Annotated in this window: 22 protein-coding genes; 16 read left to right on the top strand and 6 right to left on the bottom strand. The window is 46.6% G+C overall.

The features are described 5' to 3' along the window. The first annotated feature begins 258 nt into the window (after nucleotides 1-258). Nucleotides 259-471 (top strand): hypothetical protein, encoded by a 213-nt coding sequence (locus tag WFY05_RS09725; protein WP_340112632.1) that lies wholly within the window; start codon nucleotides 259-261, stop codon nucleotides 469-471. A gap of 56 nt (nucleotides 472-527) precedes the next feature. Here WFY05_RS09725 and WFY05_RS09720 read toward each other — a convergent pair whose 3' ends face one another. The 6 genes from WFY05_RS09720 to WFY05_RS09695 are packed head-to-tail and all read right to left on the bottom strand — an operon-like array spanning nucleotide 528 to nucleotide 6000. Continuing rightward, nucleotides 528-965 (bottom strand): hypothetical protein, encoded by a 438-nt coding sequence (locus tag WFY05_RS09720; RefSeq protein ID WP_340112631.1) that lies wholly within the window; start codon nucleotides 963-965, stop codon nucleotides 528-530. A gap of 1 nt (nucleotide 966) precedes the next feature. After that, complete coding sequence (locus WFY05_RS09715; protein ID WP_340112630.1) at nucleotides 967-1464, bottom strand: phage virion morphogenesis family protein; 498 nt, start codon at nucleotides 1462-1464, stop codon at nucleotides 967-969. Beyond that, complete coding sequence (locus WFY05_RS09710; RefSeq protein WP_340112629.1) at nucleotides 1464-3575, bottom strand: phage portal protein family protein; 2112 nt, start codon at nucleotides 3573-3575, stop codon at nucleotides 1464-1466. The genes WFY05_RS09715 and WFY05_RS09710 overlap by 1 nt, the downstream gene beginning before the upstream one ends. 6 nt (nucleotides 3576-3581) lie before the next feature. Further along, the gene (locus WFY05_RS09705; RefSeq protein WP_340112628.1) at nucleotides 3582-4004 is read right to left on the bottom strand and encodes a phage protein Gp36 family protein; all 423 of its coding nucleotides are present in this window, start codon (nucleotides 4002-4004) and stop codon (nucleotides 3582-3584) included. Nucleotides 4005-4015: 11 nt separating this feature from the next. Then, nucleotides 4016-5551: a hypothetical protein gene (locus tag WFY05_RS09700; protein WP_340112627.1), complete on the bottom strand. Its 1536-nt coding sequence runs from the start codon at nucleotides 5549-5551 to the stop codon at nucleotides 4016-4018. Then, on the bottom strand, nucleotides 5551-6000 hold the full coding sequence (locus WFY05_RS09695) for a DDE transposase family protein (protein ID WP_340112626.1): 450 nt from the start codon (nucleotides 5998-6000) through the stop codon (nucleotides 5551-5553). The genes WFY05_RS09700 and WFY05_RS09695 overlap by 1 nt, the downstream gene beginning before the upstream one ends. A gap of 149 nt (nucleotides 6001-6149) precedes the next feature. Here WFY05_RS09695 and WFY05_RS09690 point away from each other — a divergent pair, with 149 nt between their 5' ends. From WFY05_RS09690 to WFY05_RS09620, 15 genes are all read left to right on the top strand, one after another. Then, on the top strand, nucleotides 6150-7079 hold the full coding sequence (locus WFY05_RS09690) for a hypothetical protein (protein ID WP_340112625.1): 930 nt from the start codon (nucleotides 6150-6152) through the stop codon (nucleotides 7077-7079). Between the two features lie 66 nt (nucleotides 7080-7145). Then, complete coding sequence (locus tag WFY05_RS09685; protein ID WP_340112624.1) at nucleotides 7146-8252, top strand: hypothetical protein; 1107 nt, start codon at nucleotides 7146-7148, stop codon at nucleotides 8250-8252. A gap of 1 nt (nucleotide 8253) precedes the next feature. Beyond that, entirely contained in the window at nucleotides 8254-8421 is a 168-nt protein-coding gene (locus WFY05_RS09680; RefSeq protein ID WP_340112623.1) for a hypothetical protein, read from the top strand. 19 nt (nucleotides 8422-8440) lie between these two features. Then, complete coding sequence (locus tag WFY05_RS09675) at nucleotides 8441-8851, top strand: hypothetical protein (protein ID WP_340112622.1); 411 nt, start codon at nucleotides 8441-8443, stop codon at nucleotides 8849-8851. A gap of 24 nt (nucleotides 8852-8875) precedes the next feature. After that, entirely contained in the window at nucleotides 8876-9268 is a 393-nt protein-coding gene (locus WFY05_RS09670) for a hypothetical protein (protein WP_340112621.1), read from the top strand. A 3-nt stretch (nucleotides 9269-9271) separates the two neighbouring features. Next, the gene (locus WFY05_RS09665; protein WP_340112620.1) at nucleotides 9272-9568 is read left to right on the top strand and encodes a hypothetical protein; all 297 of its coding nucleotides are present in this window, start codon (nucleotides 9272-9274) and stop codon (nucleotides 9566-9568) included. Beyond that, nucleotides 9565-9981 carry a DUF5675 family protein gene (locus WFY05_RS09660; RefSeq protein WP_340112619.1) on the top strand — a complete coding sequence of 139 codons (417 nt, stop codon included), beginning with the start codon at nucleotides 9565-9567 and terminating at the stop codon, nucleotides 9979-9981. Before WFY05_RS09665 ends, WFY05_RS09660 begins: the two co-directional genes overlap by 4 nt. 3 nt (nucleotides 9982-9984) lie before the next feature. Next, entirely contained in the window at nucleotides 9985-10389 is a 405-nt protein-coding gene (locus WFY05_RS09655; RefSeq protein WP_340112618.1) for a hypothetical protein, read from the top strand. Nucleotides 10390-10396: 7 nt separating this feature from the next. After that, nucleotides 10397-10906, top strand: coding sequence for a hypothetical protein (locus tag WFY05_RS09650; protein WP_340112616.1), 510 nt, complete (start codon nucleotides 10397-10399; stop codon nucleotides 10904-10906). Nucleotide 10907: 1 nt separating this feature from the next. Further along, complete coding sequence (locus WFY05_RS09645; RefSeq protein ID WP_340112615.1) at nucleotides 10908-11366, top strand: hypothetical protein; 459 nt, start codon at nucleotides 10908-10910, stop codon at nucleotides 11364-11366. A gap of 83 nt (nucleotides 11367-11449) precedes the next feature. After that, on the top strand, nucleotides 11450-11605 hold the full coding sequence (locus WFY05_RS09640; RefSeq protein ID WP_340112614.1) for a hypothetical protein: 156 nt from the start codon (nucleotides 11450-11452) through the stop codon (nucleotides 11603-11605). Between the two features lie 4 nt (nucleotides 11606-11609). Then, on the top strand, nucleotides 11610-15287 hold the full coding sequence (locus tag WFY05_RS09635) for a coiled-coil domain-containing protein (RefSeq protein WP_340112613.1): 3678 nt from the start codon (nucleotides 11610-11612) through the stop codon (nucleotides 15285-15287). Then, nucleotides 15284-16144: a hypothetical protein gene (locus WFY05_RS09630; RefSeq protein WP_340112612.1), complete on the top strand. Its 861-nt coding sequence runs from the start codon at nucleotides 15284-15286 to the stop codon at nucleotides 16142-16144. Before WFY05_RS09635 ends, WFY05_RS09630 begins: the two co-directional genes overlap by 4 nt. Nucleotides 16145-16147: 3 nt before the next feature. After that, nucleotides 16148-19330 (top strand): hypothetical protein, encoded by a 3183-nt coding sequence (locus WFY05_RS09625; RefSeq protein ID WP_340112611.1) that lies wholly within the window; start codon nucleotides 16148-16150, stop codon nucleotides 19328-19330. Next, on the top strand, nucleotides 19327-20346 hold the full coding sequence (locus tag WFY05_RS09620; protein WP_340112610.1) for an FISUMP domain-containing protein: 1020 nt from the start codon (nucleotides 19327-19329) through the stop codon (nucleotides 20344-20346). Before WFY05_RS09625 ends, WFY05_RS09620 begins: the two co-directional genes overlap by 4 nt. The last annotated feature ends 2 nt before the right edge of the window (nucleotides 20347-20348 follow it).

The following is a 20348-nucleotide window of genomic DNA, read 5'->3' as shown; positions in this document are numbered from 1 at the left end:
CCATTCGCCCAAAAATGCTAAATTCACGCCCGACTTACAATTTTCATATCCTTGCGCTGCGCAAGGTTTTGCTTACTTCTACCCGGCCACTTGGCGGGTAATAAACCCATAAGCAAAGCCGCTAAGGTGGTATAGTTGGAAACGGCTATGCTGGTTCGCGTTGCGCAGCAATTGAGAATTGTAAGTCACACCTAAGGCGGCTTTGTCCGTTTTATAGATCAATAAAACCGGAGTTCTAATACCCTAAATTTTAAAGCCATGACAAGAGCTGAAATTAACAAGGCGCTGGATGCGTTATTGTTGGAAACAGACGGCGAGGTTTGTATTGAGACCCTCGACGAGTTTTTTGAGTGCTGGCTTACGCACGAGCGTACCGACAGCGACGATTTTAAAATGCGTGCCAAACGCTGGCAAGCTTACACCAGCCTCCGCAAACTATTGCACTCAATCAACCCCGAAGGAGACCACTAAGCCGGTAGCCCGGCAATTTTACTAATCCATAGTCCGCCCCTTATCCCATTTGCATCTTAATTGGCGGTGTTGTCTTCAAACTGCACCGAGAAAGTGACAGGATACCGAAATGTTCCGTTTTTGATGGTTCCTTCACCCTGGCTTGTACGGCTCAAACTGTCGAAGTTTTCAGTTCCCCAGCCTTGCAGTGCTGCATAGGTGTCGGCGATTATATCGTAAACGGCCAGACCTTCCATGCGCTTTACTGCAGGTGCATTCCCGGAAGTGCGCTCCGGCACATCAAATGCCAGGGTAACCGTTACCTGGGCTTCGCAGTCCTGAATCGTATCGGTAAGGCTTTTGGCTTTGGTGACCTTAATTGATATAAGAGCGCATGGCAGCATTACAGCCGGACGTTCGGCTGAGTCGAGCTGTCCAATATTCATGTCAGTCCATTTTAGGGCCGGTACCTGGTCGGCTAATCGTGCGATAATTGCCTGATAGATTGTCTTCATGCTATTTCGATTTTAGAATTTCAATAATCCGGCTTTTCAGCTCGGTGTTAATTTTCTTCACCATAACTTTCGATCGTCCTACAAAAGGCCGCTTGAGCATGGTAAATGCTTTCTTTCCGTAGATGTATGCCTGCAGGCCAAACTGATGCACTGCTGCATAGGCTTTGTCGTTGATCACTCGCACGCCTGTTTCGGTATGTTTGTAGCTGAAGGCATTCTTCAGTTCGTTGGTTTCGCCGGTGAGGATCTTCGCCGTGGTTCGTGCTGCACTAAACTTGCCTGTCTGCCCCGAGTGGCCATACCAGTCGCTATCTGTTTTGCGGCGTTCAACCTCCGGCCACTTCTCCAGGTTCTCATCGGTAAAACCTTCGTTGGTGAACGACTCGCGGAAATGCTCAATAGCTTCCGTTCCCATAACATCACGGGCATCCTTCTCAACAAACTCCTTCACTTGCTGCATTTTCTCGGGAAACTTCTGTGCAAATTCACTGATGTCCATTAGCTTTCCTCCTCTTCCTCTTCCAACTGGCGGCGCAGGCTTTCGAGCATGGCAGCCAGCGCAATTACCGTTGCACGCAGCTTTTTAGCCGTATTTTTATAGTAGGCCGTTTCTTCGGTTACCACGAACTTAGCCGTTTCGCCAGGGTTGTTTGCGAAGACCGGGTCGACAGGTTCAGCTTCATCAGGCACTTTTGTTGCCGGTTTTTTTGTAGGCTTAACACTACACTGGCAATTCCAACGCGATGGCGGCAGGTTCTTTTTCCACCACTCGTCCCGGATAGGCAGGATTGTTCCAACCAGTGCCAGGTGATCCAGGTCTTTATGCTCGGCAATGCTCTCGATGTACTCGAGATTGGGATACAGCTTTTCGTTGGCCAGATACTTGCGGAAGTTGATGGCCGCACGGGTTGATTTAATCGCCGTATTGTACTGCGTTTGCAAGTGTCTCTCCTCAACATCTTTAAGGGCCAGACACTTCTTTTTGTAAGCTTTAAACGTAAGCTGGTTACCATCTTCATCGTAAAGCAGTTCTGCAAAATCTTTGGTAAGGTTATGTGCCTTAAAGCCCGAGAACTCGGCTCCGTTCTTACGAAATTCCTTAATAAAATCGGCGTTGCCTTTTCCCCAGTCGTCGCCCTCTTTACCAAATTCGATACTGAAGGCATTCTGCAGCGGATCGTTTGAGAGGTTAAACAGGCTTTTGTTCACGGGTGAAGTATCACCACCGTACACCTCTTTAATTGCCTCTGCGAAGATCTTGTCGAAATCGATGCTGTAACCGTCTGCCAATTCCACTTTACCTGTTATCCAACGCTTGAAACGCTGCCACAGGGTTCTGTTGATCGCCCCGGAATCTGTCAGTTCAGTTACCGGGGCTTCTGCGAAAAAATTGCGAAGCTTTTTCTTTTTGGCTTTGGGTTTCTTTTCCGGCTCAGGATCTGGTTTCGGTTCCGGTTTTGGCTCGGGTTGTTTTTCAGGTTTCGGAATACCTGAAGTTTCATAGAACCAATCGTCGTCAACATAAACATCGGCTTCTTTTTTCAGTTTGATGCCACGTTCAATCAACTGGTCGGTGGTGGTGTTTTCGCCCTGTTCCGGGAATGAGAAGTAACCACCGGCAACCGGATAACCACGTTTAAGCAGAAGCGGTACCAGTTTCCGGTTCAGAATACGACGAACAAAACGGCGGTCGTTTTTGGCAATTTCTTCCTGCGTTTCCTGGTGAACTTCCGACTGTGAACGCGAAGATCCATCGAGGGTAGTCATTAGGTTACCTAATACCGCAATCAATATTTCTTCGTTGCAGGCATCTTTCAAATCCTTGTAAAGCGTATTGCTGCCACTGCTTTTGTTTTCCTTCACCTCCAGATCGGTTTCCTTTGGGATGGCCGCACGTGGATTGGAACCAATCTCCGACAACGCTTCAAACAATTGTTGTTTTGCTTTAGGATCGTAACCGTTGTATTTTCCTACCAGGAACGGCATACCGAAGATCTCGGCAAACTGTGCCCAGTCGCCAAAACCGCCTCGCTTGTAAATTACATACGGAGCAGCTTTGAATATAAAACCCAGGTCGTCGTCTTTCCCACACTCGATAATGTACGGATCGTTCTCATAGTCGTAACCTTTGGTAAGATCGCCTTCTTTCTCAATTATGAACCTGCGGCGTTCTTTTAAGGGGCGATCCATTTTATCGATGCGAATGTGTTTGCGCGGAATGCTGAACACATCGAACTCGGGATTAAAGGAGATATCGGCCACGGTTTTTCCCCAGGCTTTGCTCAGCACAATCTCACGGATCAGCTCTTCGAACTCCGGAGTGTCGATCAGGTCGTCCATGGCCTCAACGGTTTGCCCGTCTTTCATGAATGCGATCTCGGCATTGGTAATTGCATTTACCCGCTTATCGATGGCATCGGAAAGAACCGGATCGGCCAGTATGTTCTCATACAGGTTGTAGAGCTTTGTACGATAGCCGCGTTTGGCACTGTTTACCGCTTCAACCCAGGAGCTGATGTCTTCGCTCTGGATGCGTGCCGGACGAACCACCATCATATCGATGGTTTGTTGAGCCGGATTGGGTGTGGTATTTTGTTTCTTTTCAGCCATGGTATTTTAATAAATGTGGTTACTGCGTCGTGGATTGCTTCCGATAATAAATGGTGTGGTGTTTTCTTCCTCGCCCAACTCATCGGTTGGCAATGGAAAGTCGGGAACGATATCGCCTTTTTGCACACCTTTTAGCCAGGATATTGCAGCCTGGTACCGTCGCTCGCGAACGGAAAAGTCGACACCCGGATTGGCAATGTTTATGTAATGCCATACGGCAATGTCTTTGAGCCAGATCAGGAGCAGGTCGTCGCGTTCGTCGCCTGCCTTTGCCCAAATGGCCTCTATGTCGTATTTGTGCAGGTAGCCTTTGGCTTCTGATTCGGCTCCTTTAATTGCCATGGTTAGCAGCGTTGTTTCTGCTCCCTCAATAGCCTGCATGGTTTCTTCGCGCAGGTGGCTGTTTAATTCTTCAACTGATAGGTACATATTGGTATGTTTTACATTCGATGCTTATTTCTTGGAGACTTCCATGTCTTGAAACTATCGGGAGTCATGGCTGTATTTTTCTCGTTAATAATCCACACACCACCTTCGATACAGTCGGGGCCATCGGCAGGCGATTTCATTTGTGGATTTAAAAGCTTGAACTGCTCTTCGAGCCGGATCATGTGTGGGTTGTCCTGCTCTTTAATATTAAAGATCAGGTTTCCGAACCGGTTGATCGGTTCCAGGTTACCTTCTATGCGGCTAAACTTATCCGGCTTATCGCGGGTGTCGGGTGTGATGCCGATAAAACCCTTTGATTTTGCCGCTTCGTTAAATAAGGGAATAAAAACCTGCTGGTAAAATGGATCTTGCAGCTTGTTGTTTTCAATGAAATTGTAGACCTGCGTTTTACCACCGATGTAGTTCCGGAGTGCATAATACCATTCCACAAACTCAGCATTGGTAACATGATCGAGAAATCCCGAAATAACATAGTATTTACCTTCGCGAAATCCGATTGCAAAAACCGACTTATACGATCCCTTTCCGTTCTTACTGTTGCTCGGAGCAGGGTCGCCATAAACCACAATAAATTTAAAGTGATTGAGGTGTGGTATTTTCCCCCAGGTGATCTCCTTAAACACATCGCCTTCAGCCAGCGGATTATTCATGTATTCGCTTTCGTAAGCTGCAGTACTGATCTTGCTTTTTATCCGGGCAATATGCTCGGGCAGGTTTTTCTCCGGCCAGGTGGAGTTTCCGTGTTTATCCTCCAGGTTAACGATGTCCACTTTATCGGCCATCTTCATAGCCCGTGCCATGCAGCTGTCTTTTGCAATCAGGTTGTTTAACCAGATCACCTGAAAGTCTTTACTCACCGACCGGGTTGGGAACACCGCTTTCTCAAACCAGTACCAACGTTTTTTAATGGTTTCACTATTCCGGCAATCTTCATCCGTATCGATATCGGAAATGATCACCTTGTCGGGGCGCACTTCTTCGTCGCGGGTACCACGAGGCGACTGATCGGCACCAACTGCCAGAAAAGAAACACCCTGAGTGGTGGTAAAATCGCCGCGCTTCCAACTGCCCGGCATTTCCTGTTGTCCGTAATCGTGAATGATACGTTCATTGCTCTCCAGGTTGATCTTGTATGGTTGTAACAGATCTGCAGCATTGTCCCAGCTGTTAGAGATAAGCATAACCGAACGTTTTTTGCCGGTGAGTGCCTGGTTTAAAGTGATCATCATTTGCACAGCATCTTTTGCAAGCTCTCTGGCCCACACATCGCATTCGTACCACTCTGGATTGTTTAACTGTCGGTTAGCAGCCCGTTTATGGAAGCTTGCCGATGGTGCATAACAATACTTTGGGAAGTAATACATTTTCCAGGCTTCGAAGTCTGCCTCGAGTGCTGCAATGCGTTTTCTCTTCTGCTCCGGAGTTTCGGTCAGATCGGCATGCACCGAGGCGACAAAACTTTCGTAGTAGTTATCCCAGTCGCGGGCAGCTTGCCTGTCAATCGGTTTTATTTTGTTGTACGCCATCAGCCTTTTAATGAATGTTTGATAAAGTCGTTAAAGATGCCGGAGATCTCGATCGATTTTGCAGCATCGATCGGACGCAACCAGTTTAACAGCCGTTTCGATACTTCCACTATATCGGCCACGCTGGCTTCTGTTTCCAGGGAGCGAATTGCAGATGTAAGTTTATTCAGGGTATCGGCCTCTTTGGAGTCGGCATACCGTTTCCCTTCCTCCTTTAATTCAATGGCACGTGTCAGTTCATCAAACTGTGCGTAAAGTCGCCCCAGTTGTTTATCGCGGGTAACGAGCATTTGCCTGCGGATCTCGTCCCAGTTACCGGCACGCACCCAACGGGTCATCGTTACTGTTGTGGTGCCAACCTTTTCAGCTACTTCTTTTTGCGAAAGGTTATTGGTGACATATTCGGTATATGCCCACTCCTTTTTCTGCTTATTTGTTAAACCGGCCATGTTCTATTTTTCGGGCTAAACTAAAGCTTGGAACTTACTTTATATAGTTTTTGTATTTACCTACTACTTAAAAGTTTATGGTAAATACATAAAGTTGCACGAGTGGTAAAATGGCTTTTGTTTTGAAGTGCTTAAGAAATCAAAAAGTAATGGCCAAAACATTTATACTACACGACGAAAGTCTGAACAACCACGGATTCTGGATGATGACATCCGGTGCCGATCTTTCGCAGTTCAAGAAAAACCCGATCATGCTGTGGAACCACAACCGTACCTGGCGAGGAAACGAAGATGAAGTATTGCCAATTGGTCATTGGGAAAACATTCGCATTGAGGGAACCAAAATACTTGCCGACGCGGTATTCGATGAAGACGACTTTTCACAGAAAATTGAAAAGAAAGTTGAAAAGGGAACTCTGCGTATGGCCTCAATGGGAGCTATCGTTATCGAAGAGAGTGTGGATAAAAAGTACATCAAACCCGGTCAACGTTATGCAACAGCATTAAAATGGAAAGCCAAAGAAGCTTCAGTTGTTGATATCGGGTCCAACAACAATGCATTAGCCCTTTACGACGATTCGGAAAAACTTATCGAGCTATCAGAAGGTGGCAATACCATTCCATTAAAAGCAATTGAAACTCAAAATAATATTGAAATGAAGGATTTAGCAAAAGTTTTAAAACTAAAGGACAATCCGACTGAGCAGGACTACATTAATGCAGTTCAGCCTATGATTGACGAGGTTGTGACCCTTAAAGCTGACCTGAAAAAAGAACAGGATGAGAAAAAAGTCCTGCAGGATAAGCTCGATGCTATTGAATTGGCTGATAAGGAAGCCAAAGAAAAAGAGGCAAAGGCATTAATTGCCACTGCCATTAAAGATGGTCGCCTGGACGACGATGAGAACCACACCGCAGAGGCTTTCTACCTGCGCAATTTTGAAGCTGATTTTGAAGGTACCAAGGCTATGCTCGAGAAGCTGCCTAAAAAAGCGAACCTGAAAGACCAGTTTGCTAACGACGGTGAAGAAAGCGCCTGGGAAAAACGTCAGCGCGAGATTGCTGAAAAGAACAAGTAGCCCTTCGACTACGCTCAGGGTGACAGTGATCAGTTTACAATGAATTAATTGAAAAACGTTTATAAGATGAAAGCAACGAAAACCATTCTCTCTGTACTTATCGTCCTTTTGGTTGGGGCGACTTTTGGAAGCGACATTGCTTCGGCAGCCGGTATTAACCCGGTGGCTTTTGTTGGCGGTACCGGCGTATTAGGACTCCTTATTGGAGGCAGCCTTAACGGTGCTTTGCCAATGGCAATCAATATCACCAGTGTTTATGCCGGTGAAGTTTTAGACACGCTCCTGGTAAGAGCTACCACAGCCAACGAGCTGGTGGATGGCGGACACATTCACATGGAGCCGAACATTCAGAAGAAATTTACCATTCCGCGTTTGAAAGTGGGTAAAATGCTGCAGAAACGTAAAGAGCAGCCTACCGAGGAAGACAGCAAAGGTGACTTTAACGTAACCGAGAAATACCTCGAGCCGCAGGACGTGATGGCATTTACCACCTTTAATCCTCGTTCGTTCGAGAAGTTCTGGCGACCCTTCCAGCCAACCGGCAACCTGGTATTCCGCGAACTGCCACCTGAAGCACAGAATAAGATGCTTGCAGAGATGGCGAAAGTGGTAAACTTCGAACTGGGTAATGAATTCATTAACGGTGTAAAAGGCGACGCTGAAGGCGAATATTTCGACGGCATCCTTACCCGTATTTCCGCTGATGGTGATGTGCTGACTGTTGATACAGCAGCAGCTATTACTGAAGTTAACATTATTACAGCGTTGAAAGCTGTTGTAGCCAAGATTCCAAAGGCTCTGAAAAAAGCCAACGTTAAGCCAAAGGTTAAGTTGTTCATGAGCGTTACAAACGCCGAAATGTACGACTACGTACTTACCGAGAAGCCTTACAAAGGTATGGATTACACCGGTATGAATCCTGAGCGCTTCAAAGGGTATAAGATTGTTCCTCTGGCCGACTGGCCCGACGACGTGATTGTAGCGGCATACGCCAATACTGAAATGGATTCGAACTTCTGGGCTGGAGTTGACTATGTTGACGACGCTGAGGTGATCCAGATCGATAAGCTTACCAACGCAGGTGAGAAATACTTCTTTAAAATGTTGTTGAAAGCCGATACCAACATTGTATTTGGCGAAGACATCGTGCTTTGGGACGGTAGAGCAGTATAGTATGGCAGGTAAAAACACAGAAGGAAAGGTTTCAGTAAAAGTGCTGAAACCTTTCCATACAGGAATAGATAAGCCGGTTTATTACAAACCAGGTGGAGATAACGTTGAGCTTCCTGAAAAGGTAGCACAGCAGGCAATTAAGCAGGGACTGGCCGAGGCCGTTAAGTAGTAATTTAAAACGAACGAACATGGCAAAAGTTAAAGTAATAATTGAGCGCAGATGTCACGATAAGGACGATCCTAAAAAGGTGTTCGCTGTTGGGCAAAAGGTTGAGTTCGATGAAAAACGAGCTGAGGATGCAGTAACCCGAGGTTACGCAAGTTATGTGAAGGCTGCTCCTGACACTGAAGCCAGGAAAAAAGCGGAAGCTGAAGCCAAAGCGAAAGCAGAGGCAGAAGCAAAGAAAAAGGCAGAAGCGGAAGCTAAAGCGAAAGCAGAGGCAGAAGCAAAGGAGAAAGCTGAAAAGGAGGCCAAAGAAAAAGCTGAAGCTGAAGCAAAGGCCAAAGCTGATGCCGAGGCAAAGAAAAAAGCTGAAGCAGATGCTAAGGCAAAGGCCGAAAAGGAAGCCAAAGCGAAAGCAGAGGCCGAGAAAAAGTAGTAGTAACGCAAAATCGAATATACGATGAAAAGATTCTTTTTAATGATGATCCTGGTAGTTACGGTACTTGTTGCCGGGGCACAGGAAAAACTGGTAAGCCATAAGAGCTTTGGCTCTAAAGCTGCTTACGAAGTAACACTAACGAACGATACCGTGGAGTTCACCCCGAAGTACTCGGCCACTTCATACATCGTTCCGATCGACACCAACGTGGTGATTATGGCTGATACAGTGAATGCCAATCCGGGTAACGTGGTGTATTTCCAACTGACCACCGATGCAACAAAACGCTATGTAACTTTTAGTACAGGTTTTAATGCAACGAGTGACAGTATATCGGCCAGTAAGTCGCGAACCTGGGCATACGTGTTCGTGCGAGGCAAATTTGTGCAAATCAGCAGGTCTACCGAATATTAATTATTGAACCGGGCAGTTCCTGACGATTCTGTCAGGGCTGCCCTTCTCCAATTAGGTATGAGCGACCAGGAAAGAGACAACATTGATTTGCAGAAGCTTTCGCAGCGCGAGTTACTGATTGTAACTCACCGGAAAGTGAACGAAATAGCCGACTCGCTCGAGAAGATCTCTGAAAGGCAATCGAAGCATGAGGTGAGGATCTCGCTGGTAGAACAGCGGGTAATGTTGTGGGGAGCTCTTTTCGGAGCAGTAGCGGCAATAGTAACACAAGTAGTTGTAGCACTAATTAAAGGACAATGAAAGCAGTTTTAATAAGGCTAAGGCAATTGAGCAACCACCTGCAAACCTGCGGGAGGTTTATCGTGATGAACGACGACGGCGATGTTGTCTTTCAGGCCGTAAGCCTGGAACTTCCCTGGAGAGGAAATATCCGCAACGAAAGCTGCATCCCTGCAGGTGCTTATTCAGTTAGCAAGGCAGTAAGCCCGAAGTTTGGCGAAGGAACCTTTAAGCTGCACGAAGTATCAGGCCGGAGCAACATCCTTATCCATCCGGGCAATTTTACCCGCGACATTGAAGGTTGTATTCTGTTGGGCGAACGGTTCTCTGACATCGATAACGACAAGATTACCGATGTGACATCGAGCCGGAAGACCATTAACACGCTGAAACAACTGGCTGACGATTTTGAGTTGAATATCATTCAAATTTAAGACATGACCATTCTGAAGAAAATATTTGGCACTAAAACCATCGATCCGCAAAAAACCTTTGATACGGTTGCATCGGGTATCGATAAGCTGTTCTTTACTGCAGAGGAAAAATCGGAAGCATCGCAGAAAGCCTGGGATCAGTGGATTGAATGGTACAAGCTGAACAGCGATGAAAACAGTGCCCGAAGTAAAACGCGCCGGATACTGGCTATCCTGTTTGCGTCGTTCTTCCTGTTTTTGTTGTTGGCAGCAGCAGCACTCTACTGGTTCAACGAGGCTTATTCAGCCTTTTTATTCGACCTGGCAAAAGAGATCTTCCCGCTGGTTTCGGGTATCATGCTCTTCTATTTCGGCTACTACGGCTGGAACTCGATTGTGAAAAACAAAAAAGAAACAAATTCTAAATAATACTACAATGGCAGAGAATCTCATTTTAAAAGCACGAATTTCCTCCATGGCAATGGCTGATCCTATTGTTAATGCAGCCGGACTGGCTACAGCAGTATGGACAGACCTTCCGCTAACCCTGCGCGACGACGAAGTATCGATCGTTGACCTTGATCCTGAAGAGAGCGAAGTGTTCTCTCACGAAAATGATGTGGCTGAAGACTACGACATTATCGGAAAAGGAACCACCATTAAAGGCTCGTTCATTAAGATTGCTTACGACGACCTGGTGACCTTGCTTGGCGGAACCAAAGAGGGTGTAGATCCTGACTTCAAATTCCACCGCTCGGGCCAGCGTGCCCTGTTCAACAAAGCACTGAAATTCACATTGAAAGATGGAAACACCATCGTGGCCGTGAACGTGAAAGGCTTTGTGCAGTCGAGTATGAGCATTGGCTTCGGCGGTGTAAGTAAGTACCCGTTCTCGTTTAAAGTACTTCCGGGAGCATCAGACTGGAACGTAGACCTGGTTTGGTAATATGGATATACGCCTTGAGGCAGCAGAACGAATTTTGAACAGGGGCGTGCGGTTTAGGCTGCCCGCCCCTTTTTTTTCGCGTCTGCTGAAGCGGAATACAATAGTTGTACATCCGCCCTACGGAGGCACTATCCTTGAATTTTCGAGAATCGTTCTGAAACATAAACTGGAAGATGCGATCGCATTGAGCGATTATGCTGCCCTGGAGAAGTCGATAAGTCCGGTTGCCTTATGTGTGGCCATATCGATTTTGAATGATAAGCATAAGATTGCGGAACAAGCCCACGAGCTGGCTGAGAAGCTGCTCTGGAAAGTGAAACCGCGATTGCTGATCGAGATCTTCCTGACCATTGAGCGGATGAACCTCCGCGAGGATTTTATGACTATTACCAGGTATTACGTGATTCAGACATCGATGATGATGAATCCGAATCTGGGTCAGGAGGAAAACGGGAGGTAAAGGGCTTTTATACAGGCCTCCATAGCCCGTGGGGATTAATCGGAAAGATAAAGGATCAGCGCGGATATACAAGCGAGCAGGTATTGTGGGGCGAACCCTGGATAAACCTGCTGATGGAAGCAGCCGATGCACCGCGATGGGTGAAAGGGCGCAAACCGGCACCGGTAATCAACTCGAAAGAGGAACTGGAGAAAGTGCTGGGAAAAAGTCAAAAGGAAAAAGTAGAAAGTCAAAAGTAAAGCAATGACTGAAGAACCTGTTGAAATAGATCTTAGGCTTATCCAGGATGTTGATACGGAGGGTAAGAAAGCTACTGAAGGAATCAATGATGTTTCGGAGGCTTCGGAGAAAATGAAAGCCGAAACCCAGAAAGCGATGGAGGCACAAAAGAAAGTGATAGCCTCGCTTACTACTGAAATAAACAACCTGAAAAAGGAGCTGGCCAAACCCGTAAAAACGAACGACGCAGCCCTTATTCAGGATAAGGAAAAGCTAACCCAAACCGTTGCCCAGCTCGAAAAGAAACTGAAGGATGCTGAGGCAGCATACACCGCTTTAGCTGCCAAAGGCAAAACCACCACTACTACAACTCAGGGAATTGGGAGTTCTACGGTAAAAGCAGCCAAAGGAATGAACCAACTGGGCTACTCGGTGCAACAGGTAGCACGCGAATTACCTTCGCTGTACATTAGCCCCCAAATGTTCTTTCTGGCCATATCGAACAACTTACCGATACTGCAGGATCAGCTGCGCAGAACCAGGTTGGAAAACGAAGCATTGAAAGCCAGTGGTCAGAGCACTGTGCCGGTTTGGAGACAGGTTGCAAAATCAATTTTTAGCTGGCAAACAGCACTGATAGCTGGGATTACTCTATTAACGGTATTCGGGAAGGACATATTTGCAGCCATTGGCAATATGACGCAGTTTGGCGATGCGGCACGGCTTACCCGTAAGGAGCTGAAAGAAATGACTGCGGAGTTGTCGAAAAACATGGGTACCGAACTTGGACAGATGGATCTGCTGTTCTCGAAACTCGAATCAGCTAAAAAAGGAACCAATGAATATTATTCGTCGAAACGCGAAATTATTAAACAGTATGGTAACTACCTGCAGGGATTAGACAACGAGATTACAGCCCTGAATGATGTGGCCGGAGCTTACAAGATTGTACGATCGGAGATTATTAAAACGGCTAAGGAGAAAGCTCTGAAGAATGTATTTGAAGAGCAGCAGACACAATTCACTGATACCTACCTCACCCAATTGCCAAAGATTCGTGAATTGCTGGTGGATCAGTACGGCGATATCATGGGAAACCAATATGCCGACCTCATTGATGAACAGTTGCAGCAAGGTAAGGAATTTAGCTACGATGTACAGCGTGTGATCGACAGCTTTACAAAAACAGGTTTCCAAACCTTTACCTCCACATCGGGAGCAACGCAAACGGTTGAGTACGAATATAACAACCTACGTGAAGCGATTGAAAAGGTAACGGATGCACAGAGCACTTTTGAAGGTAAGGTGGCCGATGCAAAAAAATCGTTGAACTACGTTTATAAAACCGAGTCGAAAGAAGTAAACTCCCTTATTCAGGATCAGCGCGATTTGATTGAACAATACAAGCTGATGCCGGAAGCTACTGAAGGACAGATAAAGGCTAAAAACAAACTCATTGAAGCTGCAGAGGAAGAAATCAAACGCCTGCAGGAACTTGGCAGAACCAATAAAAAAGAACAGAAGAAAGAGGAAACTGAAAAGGGGAATGCAAAAACCGACCTTGCGGAGATCTCGGTAAAAACCCAGGAGGAAATCGATGCGGATACCATAGCAGCTATGCAGGACGGTGCTGCTAAACGGATTGCTGAGGTAGAACTGGAGTACACCAAACGCAAAAATACGATAGCTGCCAAGTTAAAAGAGATTGAAGAGCTGGAGAAAAAGACCGGAGCTCCGGCCACCGGGCAACGCCAGTTACTGGCCAATCTGCTGGAAGCATCAACCGCGCAGTATGAAGCATCGAAACAAGCCATTGAAGCCGAAGCACAGGCCGAGATAGACGGTGTTTTTGCCGATGTGAACCAACGCTTTACTTCGCAGCTGCAAAACCAACTGAACCGGGTAAAAACCTACTACGATGAGCAGTTGAAGATTGTACAGGACAATACCACTTCGCGCAAGCAGCTGGAAGATCTGCAAGCCGAACTGGAAGAAAAACGGTTAAAAGAACTGGCCATCGTCAGGGAAGAGCACAATTTAAGAACCCTTGAATTTGAGGAGCAGATTGCATTAAAGCGTCAGGAAAATGCAAACGAGGAACTGGCATGGGAAGCTGACAAACAAAAGAAGCTGCTCGAGGTACAATTGCAGTATGCTACACGCCGCTTAAATGCCCTGAACAATATTAAGATTAACGGTGGTGATGCTGAGGAAGAAATTGCCCGCCTGCGTGCCGAAATTGAACGTCTAAACAAGGAACTTGGAAAAACCGACAGCAGCAAGCTTCGTGAGATTACGGATGTATTACGAAACTCGCTCGATTCGATTGCCTCTTCGCTTAGTAAAATACCCGGAACCCTGGGTAAGATTGGTGAGGCCATGTATGGTATTGCCGACAATGCTAACAATATTGGAACCATACTGGATAAGAACAGTTCGAAAACCGACATTATAAGTGCCGGTGTTGATGGGCTTGCCAACCTGTTTGGCATGGTTGCCGGTCAGATTGCCGAGAACAAAAAAATGCAGGAAGAGTGGAACGAGAAGATCCGCGAAGCTGCACACCAGGCTGCACTGGCACGTATTGAACTACAGGCTTACCAGGAAGGGAATATTTTCGGCATAGAGAATCCGTATGCAAAAGCCATTGCCGGTGCAAACGAATATTCGGCAGCCATGCAGGAACTGCAGCAAAGTGCTGCCATACTTGCACAGGGGCAGGTTCAGGTTGGAACCACAAAAAAGGTAAGTGGTAAAAATGTTGCTACAGGTTTGGCTTCGGGAGCTGCTGCAGGAGCAGCTGTTGGTACAATCGTTCCGGTTATCGGTACTGCGGTTGGTGCCGTGGTTGGTGGTATTATCGGAGGTATAGCCGGGTTGTTCTCGAAAAAGACAGTACCGGTGTTTGAATCGCTGGCTAAAAAGTATGGCGAGATCTACGACAAGGAAACCTTTGAGCTGAATCCTGAGATACTGGCCGACTACGAAAAGCTGGACGATGCCACTAAAAAACTGGTGGATAACTGGGAAGAGATACGTACCAAAGCGGAAGAAGCCCAGCAACAGATGCGCGACACCTTTAAGTCGCTGGCAGGCGATATCGGTACTCAGCTATCGGATGCCCTGGTGAACGCTTTCCGTAACAACGCGCTTACCAGTGCGATGAATGATTTTGAATCGGGTGTTTCATCGATGATCGAAAACATTATCGCACAGATGGTTTTTGCCACTTATTTTCAGAGCATGCTGGACGAACTGCAGCAGGGATTTGAAGACAGTTTTAAGGACGGTGGCGACCAGGATATAATCGACGACATTATAAAATTCACACAGGAATATACCGACGCGATACCCGGCTACATGGATGCTATGAAAACATGGCGTGAAGAAATGAAAAGGCAGGGATTTGATGTGTTTGAAGCGGATACACGGACACCATCGAGCAAAGGCATTGCACAAGCGAGCCAGGACTCAGTGGATGAACTGAACGGCAGGATCACCAACATTCAACAAATGATTTACGACATACGCGGGAACGGGCAGCAAGGCCTGAACCAGAATGCGGAGTTTATTAACCATCAGAAAGCGATCCGTAACCAGCTGGACAGGATTGCAGAGAATTCAGAGTTCCTGCGCAAACTGGAACGGATTGATACCAGTCTTGATAATATGAATTTAAGAGGGGTGAAGATTAAGCAATGATAGGAGCAGTAATCATAGACGGAACGGACATAGCCACGCTGGGTGTAATGATGGTTCGTGGTGGCGACCATGACTTTATTTCTTTTCCTTCCAGGAAAGACCCGGTGCTGATTGACTGGCCTGATGAAGATGGTTTTGAGATCGGCGATTTTGAACCTGCGTATGATGCCAAAAAGCTAACTGTGAATTATCTTTTAACGGGTAATGAAACGAACTTTTTAAGCCGTTTAAACGCCTTTGCAAACCTTCATTTTGTTGCTGCCAACAATTCGATCTATGTACGCGAATTTGATACAACCTTTAGTTTGCGCTTTGCCGGGATCAGCTCACTGGATTTGAGCCGTGGTTTTACCCGTACCGGAGAAAAACGTGCCCGGATCAGTATCGATTACATAATGGACAATCCTACGCAGTTTTTGAACCCGGCCATTACGGTTCCAACCGCCAATAGAACACCCGATACAAAGGTGGAGATTGGCGGAGTTGACCTGTCGGCATTTGGGATTATCATTAAAGGTGTGTATCCAACCGCACTGAAACAAGCTCCTAAAGATGGAATTATTTACAGTAGTCGCTATACCACAGGTCAAACGGTGACTTTCCCTTCGGCAGTAAAAAAACAAAAGCAAAACATTGCGCTGTCGTGCGCCATGGTGTGTGCCGACAGGGACGAGTTTATGGAGAACTGGAATGCATTATGGAATGCGGTTGCCGTGAGTTCGCTTAGCCTGGGACTGACTGCAGCCGGGAAAACTTACACGGCTTATTACAACGATATGAGTGGTTTTAAAAAGCGGCCTCTGGGAGTGAAGGCAAAGGCAGAGTTTGAAATGAATTTTATGGGATACGAGGTTTAGTACATGAAGATCTACGATAAAAATAGTGTTGAGTTACTGGATGTGCAGGTAAGTGATGAGAGTTACCGTTTCCGGGAAATTGCAGGGGTGTCGGCGTTGACTCTGTATTTTCGGTTGAATGAGTTTGTGGAGATTCCAGTGCAATCGTATGTTGATTACCAGGGCGAACGGTTTTATTTGTTCGATACTTCCAACTTCAAGAAAAACAGCTCGGAGGATTTTAACTACACGTTGATCCTGCACGGCATAGCCGAAAAACTGAACACACTCCGCTTTTACGACTTTGTACAGGGCGGATTGATATTTACACTTACTGCCACACCAGCCGACCACATAGCTATGCTGGTGAATGTGCTTAACTCGAAGGACAGTGGATGGTCGGTTGGTACGGTTGACGATATGAGCGAGATTGTAGTAAACTATAATCACAACTCGTGCATGGAAGCCCTGGGCATGATGTGCGATGAAGCAGAGACCGAGTTTGAGATCACAGGCGGGAAAGTAATCAACCTGCGTAAAACTGAATATAATAAAGAAACGCCTCTGGAACTGGCTTACGGTAAAGGCAACGGATTAAAACCCGGAGTTGAACGCCGGAACGATGACAACAAACGACCGGTTGAGCGGCTGTTTGTTCAGGGTGGTACCCGAAACATTGACTATTCAAAATACGGATCGCGTTATCTACTCCTTCCTGCCAACCAGCAGCTCACCTATAACGGGCGCACTTACCAGGTTGATGAAAATGGATTATACATCCAGCGAAACGACAAAGCGTTGATTACAAATTTTGAGGGTAGCCTGGATGCATCGACCATTTACCCGAGTCGGATAGGCGTGGTTTCGGATGTTGAGATTGAAGACCTGGAAAATAATCTCTACAATGTTATTGACGACAGTATCCCGGAGTCGCTGAACTTTGAGGAGCAGCTGATCGCCGGGCAAACCATGACCATAGTGTTCCAGACCGGCATGCTAACCGGGAAGGAATTTGAGGTGCATTACACCCATGAGTTTAAACGATTTGAACTGGTACCCAAAGATATTGACGGTTACAATATGCCTTCCGGAGCATTTGTACCTGCGGTGAATGATACCTTTGTTGTATTTGGCTGCTCGTTCCCCGATGCCTACGTTCGCGACGATGCCACCAAAACAGGTGCAAGCTGGGATATGTTCCGCGAGGCAGTGGCTTATATGTACGAAGCCGAAGAGGACAAATACAGCTATGGCGGTTCGGTTTCTCCGATTTGGTTGAAAGAAGGCTGGGGTGCCATTTCTTTAAAGTTGATACTGGGTGGATATTGTTCCCTCACAGATCCAGAGCTGGGCGGAGTATTAATCCGAATCCGGAGCATTAAAGATTATGTGAATAATCCGTACGACGTTGAGATTGATTTAAGCAATGCCCTGGTAAAACCGAGTATAGCATCTACACTGGCAAAAATCAACTCCTATAAATCGTCGTTGCAGCAGCTGATCCAGAATTATTATGAAACAATAGAAGAGGGTGGCGACATTGGGGATATCATCGATATACTGCGGGAAAGCGGTTATATCGATACGCAAACCAAACTGATCAGCGGCCAAGTGATCTGGAAAGAAGGCATGACCTACGAAACCACCGATTTTTTATACTTGATACTGGGCACCCGTTACGAATGCCCGGCAACTACGATAACCTTACAGGATTCAGATCCAACTAATGGCCGTATCGATGTATTTTATCTGGACACTTTTGGAAACCTGAATGTTAAGACCGGCACACCATCGGCCAATCCACTGGAACCTGTTCTGGGCGAACTGGAACTGTTTGTGCAAAGCGTATTTATCGGAGCCGGTGCCCTGGAGCCTTCAAATATTTCGGTAGAGAAGATCTACGACGAAAAGACTGCCCAGGAGTGGACACCAACGGCAACTGCAGAGGCGGGTAAAACTTACATTAACCTGGAGTCCATTGAAGATCCGTACAGTGGTGACAAACATATTAAAGCCGAGGTTGATGTTCCGGACGAGGAGGTGAGCCTTCCTGATCATTATATTGGTGAGGAGTACCAGGGCGGAAAGATATTCTGGATAAATCCTGCCGACAGCCGCAAGGGATTAATCGCTGCAGAATTTGATACGGTAACGGATGTTTTCTGGAGCCGTTTAAGCGGGTTCCCGATTTACAGTACAAACGGACGTGCTACTGCTATTGGCACAGGTCAGGCCAACTTTGCGGCTATGCTGGCAAACGATGCAGCAGCCGGTCAGGCAGCCCGTTGGGTTGATGAGCTGGTTATTGACGGTTACGACGACTGGTTTATTGGTTCGGAAGACGAAATGAAGATGCTGTGGAAACGCCGCAACCAGATCGGGAACTTTAATCCGACCAAAGACTACTGGACATCGACTGAAAAAGACTGGAACGAAGCCCGCCGTATCGATTGGGAAAGCGGCACCGCTGCTTCACGCGATAAAAACACCCGGCGCAATGTACGTGCCATACGTGCTTTTGACGACAGCCTGTTGCCATCGAGCACTCCGGTTGAATATTACACTCCTGTCGATACGAACATTGTTTTCCAGGCTCCGGAGGAAGTGCTGGCAGCAGAAGGAATACTCTCGTTTAAAATGAAGAGCTCTTTACCATGGAGGCCAAACTCTATCCTTCGGATTGAAACTTATCTCGGGGCAGTACGCACAGGAAGTTGTGGGCTTAGCCCGGCTACTAACCTGTTCGGATTTAATCCGCTCGACAATGAGAGTTACCAGTTGGTAGCCATTTACCATGCCAACTTTGCCCTGAGTCAGACCCGTTTTGATGCCGTGAAGTTTTCCTTTATAGGTAGCTGGCCAAACGATATTGATGTGCTGATCGATTCAATACGATATCAGCACACCACTGCTTTGCAGGAACGCGAACAGGGAGTGGTATTGCAGGTTCAGGAACAGGTGCTTATTGCAGCAGACTGGACATTAAATGCCGAAACAGGCATTTATGAATATGTATATGAGAATGTAAATATTAAGGATACCTCGTTTGTGGATATTGTTCCATATACCGAGGATGTGTCGATTGTAATTGCAGCGGGAGTATTCCCGGAGACAAAGAGCAGCAAAGGACAGGTGATTTTATTTGCGCAATACCAGCCCGAAGCTGATATAAGAATAACAGTTAATATAACCGAGAGTACGCTATGATAGGGAAGTTTAGTTTACCGTTACCAAGAGGGTTGAACTGGAAAGGGCCCTACAATCCGGCAACATCATACAGGATAAATGATGCTGTTGGCTATGATGGCAGCTCGTATATCTGTATCTCTCCTACGACCGGGAATGATCCAACAAACGATACTTACTGGGACTTATTAGCATTAAAAGGGACTGATGGCTCCGACGGACAGGATGGAGCAGCAGGCGCAGATGGAGCAGACGGTTTGTCGGCTTATCAAATTTGGTTAAATGAAGGTAATTCGGGAACCGAACAGGACTTTCTTGATTCGTTGGTTGGCCCTGCCGGAGCCGATGGAGCTGACGGTGCTGATGGTACCGGAGGTGGTACTGATTTATCGGATGTAAAATATTCCGATTATATGTTCTCTGAAAATGCCTCGGAGTTATATACATTGGTTTGGAAAGCTGAGGCCTACAATGAACGATTGGGCGAATTTAAGGCCACCGTTTTTATCCGTGACAGGGTCACTAAAACAAAATACCATCTCCAGGCAATATTAGGCTTCGACCATCTGGACGACACCGATAGAGACAGCAAGCAGAGCAATGTGATCTCTGATGGAACCGTTACTTTGACTTTGAGCATTAATGCTGCCACAAACTTTCTTGAAGCTACTTTAAGCGGTATGCCCACAAATAACAAGGTTATACATTATTGTTTTGAACGCTGCGTGGTTGCAGCAGAAGATGTTCCTCTTGAATTTGGGGTATTGTATAATAATCCTGCAGTAAAAGATACCCGACTGATTGCTCCAAGTGGTTACCGGGTGGCAAATATTGAAGATATAACCGGCTTATTGGATTACCTGGGAGGCGCTGGTGAAGCCGGTGGCGAGCTGAAGGCAACAGACGGTTGGAACCTGCCAAATACTGAGGCTACCGACAGCAAGGGATTTGCAGCCTTGCCTGCAGGCTACAGAGATGCGATAGGTGAATTTAAAGAGAAGCTTGCAAAAGCCAAAATATGGATAAACAACACATAAAA

This window comes from Maribellus mangrovi, assembly GCF_037646455.1.
Classification (GTDB): domain Bacteria; phylum Bacteroidota; class Bacteroidia; order Bacteroidales; family Prolixibacteraceae; genus Draconibacterium; species Draconibacterium mangrovi_A.
This window is presented reverse-complemented; position numbering and strand designations above follow the sequence as displayed.

Bases quoted from the DNA above. Each gene is read 5' to 3' on its own strand.
- WFY05_RS09725 (WP_340112632.1), top strand. From the start codon at position 259: ATGACAAGAGCTGAAATTAACAAGGCGCTGGATGCGTTATTGTTGGAA.
- WFY05_RS09720 (WP_340112631.1), bottom strand. From the start codon at position 965: ATGAAGACAATCTATCAGGCAATTATCGCACGATTAGCCGACCAGGTA.
- WFY05_RS09715 (WP_340112630.1), bottom strand. From the start codon at position 1,464: ATGGACATCAGTGAATTTGCACAGAAGTTTCCCGAGAAAATGCAGCAA.
- WFY05_RS09710 (WP_340112629.1), bottom strand. From the start codon at position 3,575: ATGGCTGAAAAGAAACAAAATACCACACCCAATCCGGCTCAACAAACC.
- WFY05_RS09705 (WP_340112628.1), bottom strand. From the start codon at position 4,004: ATGTACCTATCAGTTGAAGAATTAAACAGCCACCTGCGCGAAGAAACC.
- WFY05_RS09700 (WP_340112627.1), bottom strand. From the start codon at position 5,551: ATGGCGTACAACAAAATAAAACCGATTGACAGGCAAGCTGCCCGCGAC.
- WFY05_RS09695 (WP_340112626.1), bottom strand. From the start codon at position 6,000: ATGGCCGGTTTAACAAATAAGCAGAAAAAGGAGTGGGCATATACCGAA.
- WFY05_RS09690 (WP_340112625.1), top strand. From the start codon at position 6,150: ATGGCCAAAACATTTATACTACACGACGAAAGTCTGAACAACCACGGA.
- WFY05_RS09685 (WP_340112624.1), top strand. From the start codon at position 7,146: ATGAAAGCAACGAAAACCATTCTCTCTGTACTTATCGTCCTTTTGGTT.
- WFY05_RS09680 (WP_340112623.1), top strand. From the start codon at position 8,254: ATGGCAGGTAAAAACACAGAAGGAAAGGTTTCAGTAAAAGTGCTGAAA.
- WFY05_RS09675 (WP_340112622.1), top strand. From the start codon at position 8,441: ATGGCAAAAGTTAAAGTAATAATTGAGCGCAGATGTCACGATAAGGAC.
- WFY05_RS09670 (WP_340112621.1), top strand. From the start codon at position 8,876: ATGAAAAGATTCTTTTTAATGATGATCCTGGTAGTTACGGTACTTGTT.
- WFY05_RS09660 (WP_340112619.1), top strand. From the start codon at position 9,565: ATGAAAGCAGTTTTAATAAGGCTAAGGCAATTGAGCAACCACCTGCAA.
- WFY05_RS09655 (WP_340112618.1), top strand. From the start codon at position 9,985: ATGACCATTCTGAAGAAAATATTTGGCACTAAAACCATCGATCCGCAA.
- WFY05_RS09650 (WP_340112616.1), top strand. From the start codon at position 10,397: ATGGCAGAGAATCTCATTTTAAAAGCACGAATTTCCTCCATGGCAATG.
- WFY05_RS09645 (WP_340112615.1), top strand. From the start codon at position 10,908: ATGGATATACGCCTTGAGGCAGCAGAACGAATTTTGAACAGGGGCGTG.
- WFY05_RS09635 (WP_340112613.1), top strand. From the start codon at position 11,610: ATGACTGAAGAACCTGTTGAAATAGATCTTAGGCTTATCCAGGATGTT.
- WFY05_RS09630 (WP_340112612.1), top strand. From the start codon at position 15,284: ATGATAGGAGCAGTAATCATAGACGGAACGGACATAGCCACGCTGGGT.
- WFY05_RS09625 (WP_340112611.1), top strand. From the start codon at position 16,148: ATGAAGATCTACGATAAAAATAGTGTTGAGTTACTGGATGTGCAGGTA.
- WFY05_RS09620 (WP_340112610.1), top strand. From the start codon at position 19,327: ATGATAGGGAAGTTTAGTTTACCGTTACCAAGAGGGTTGAACTGGAAA.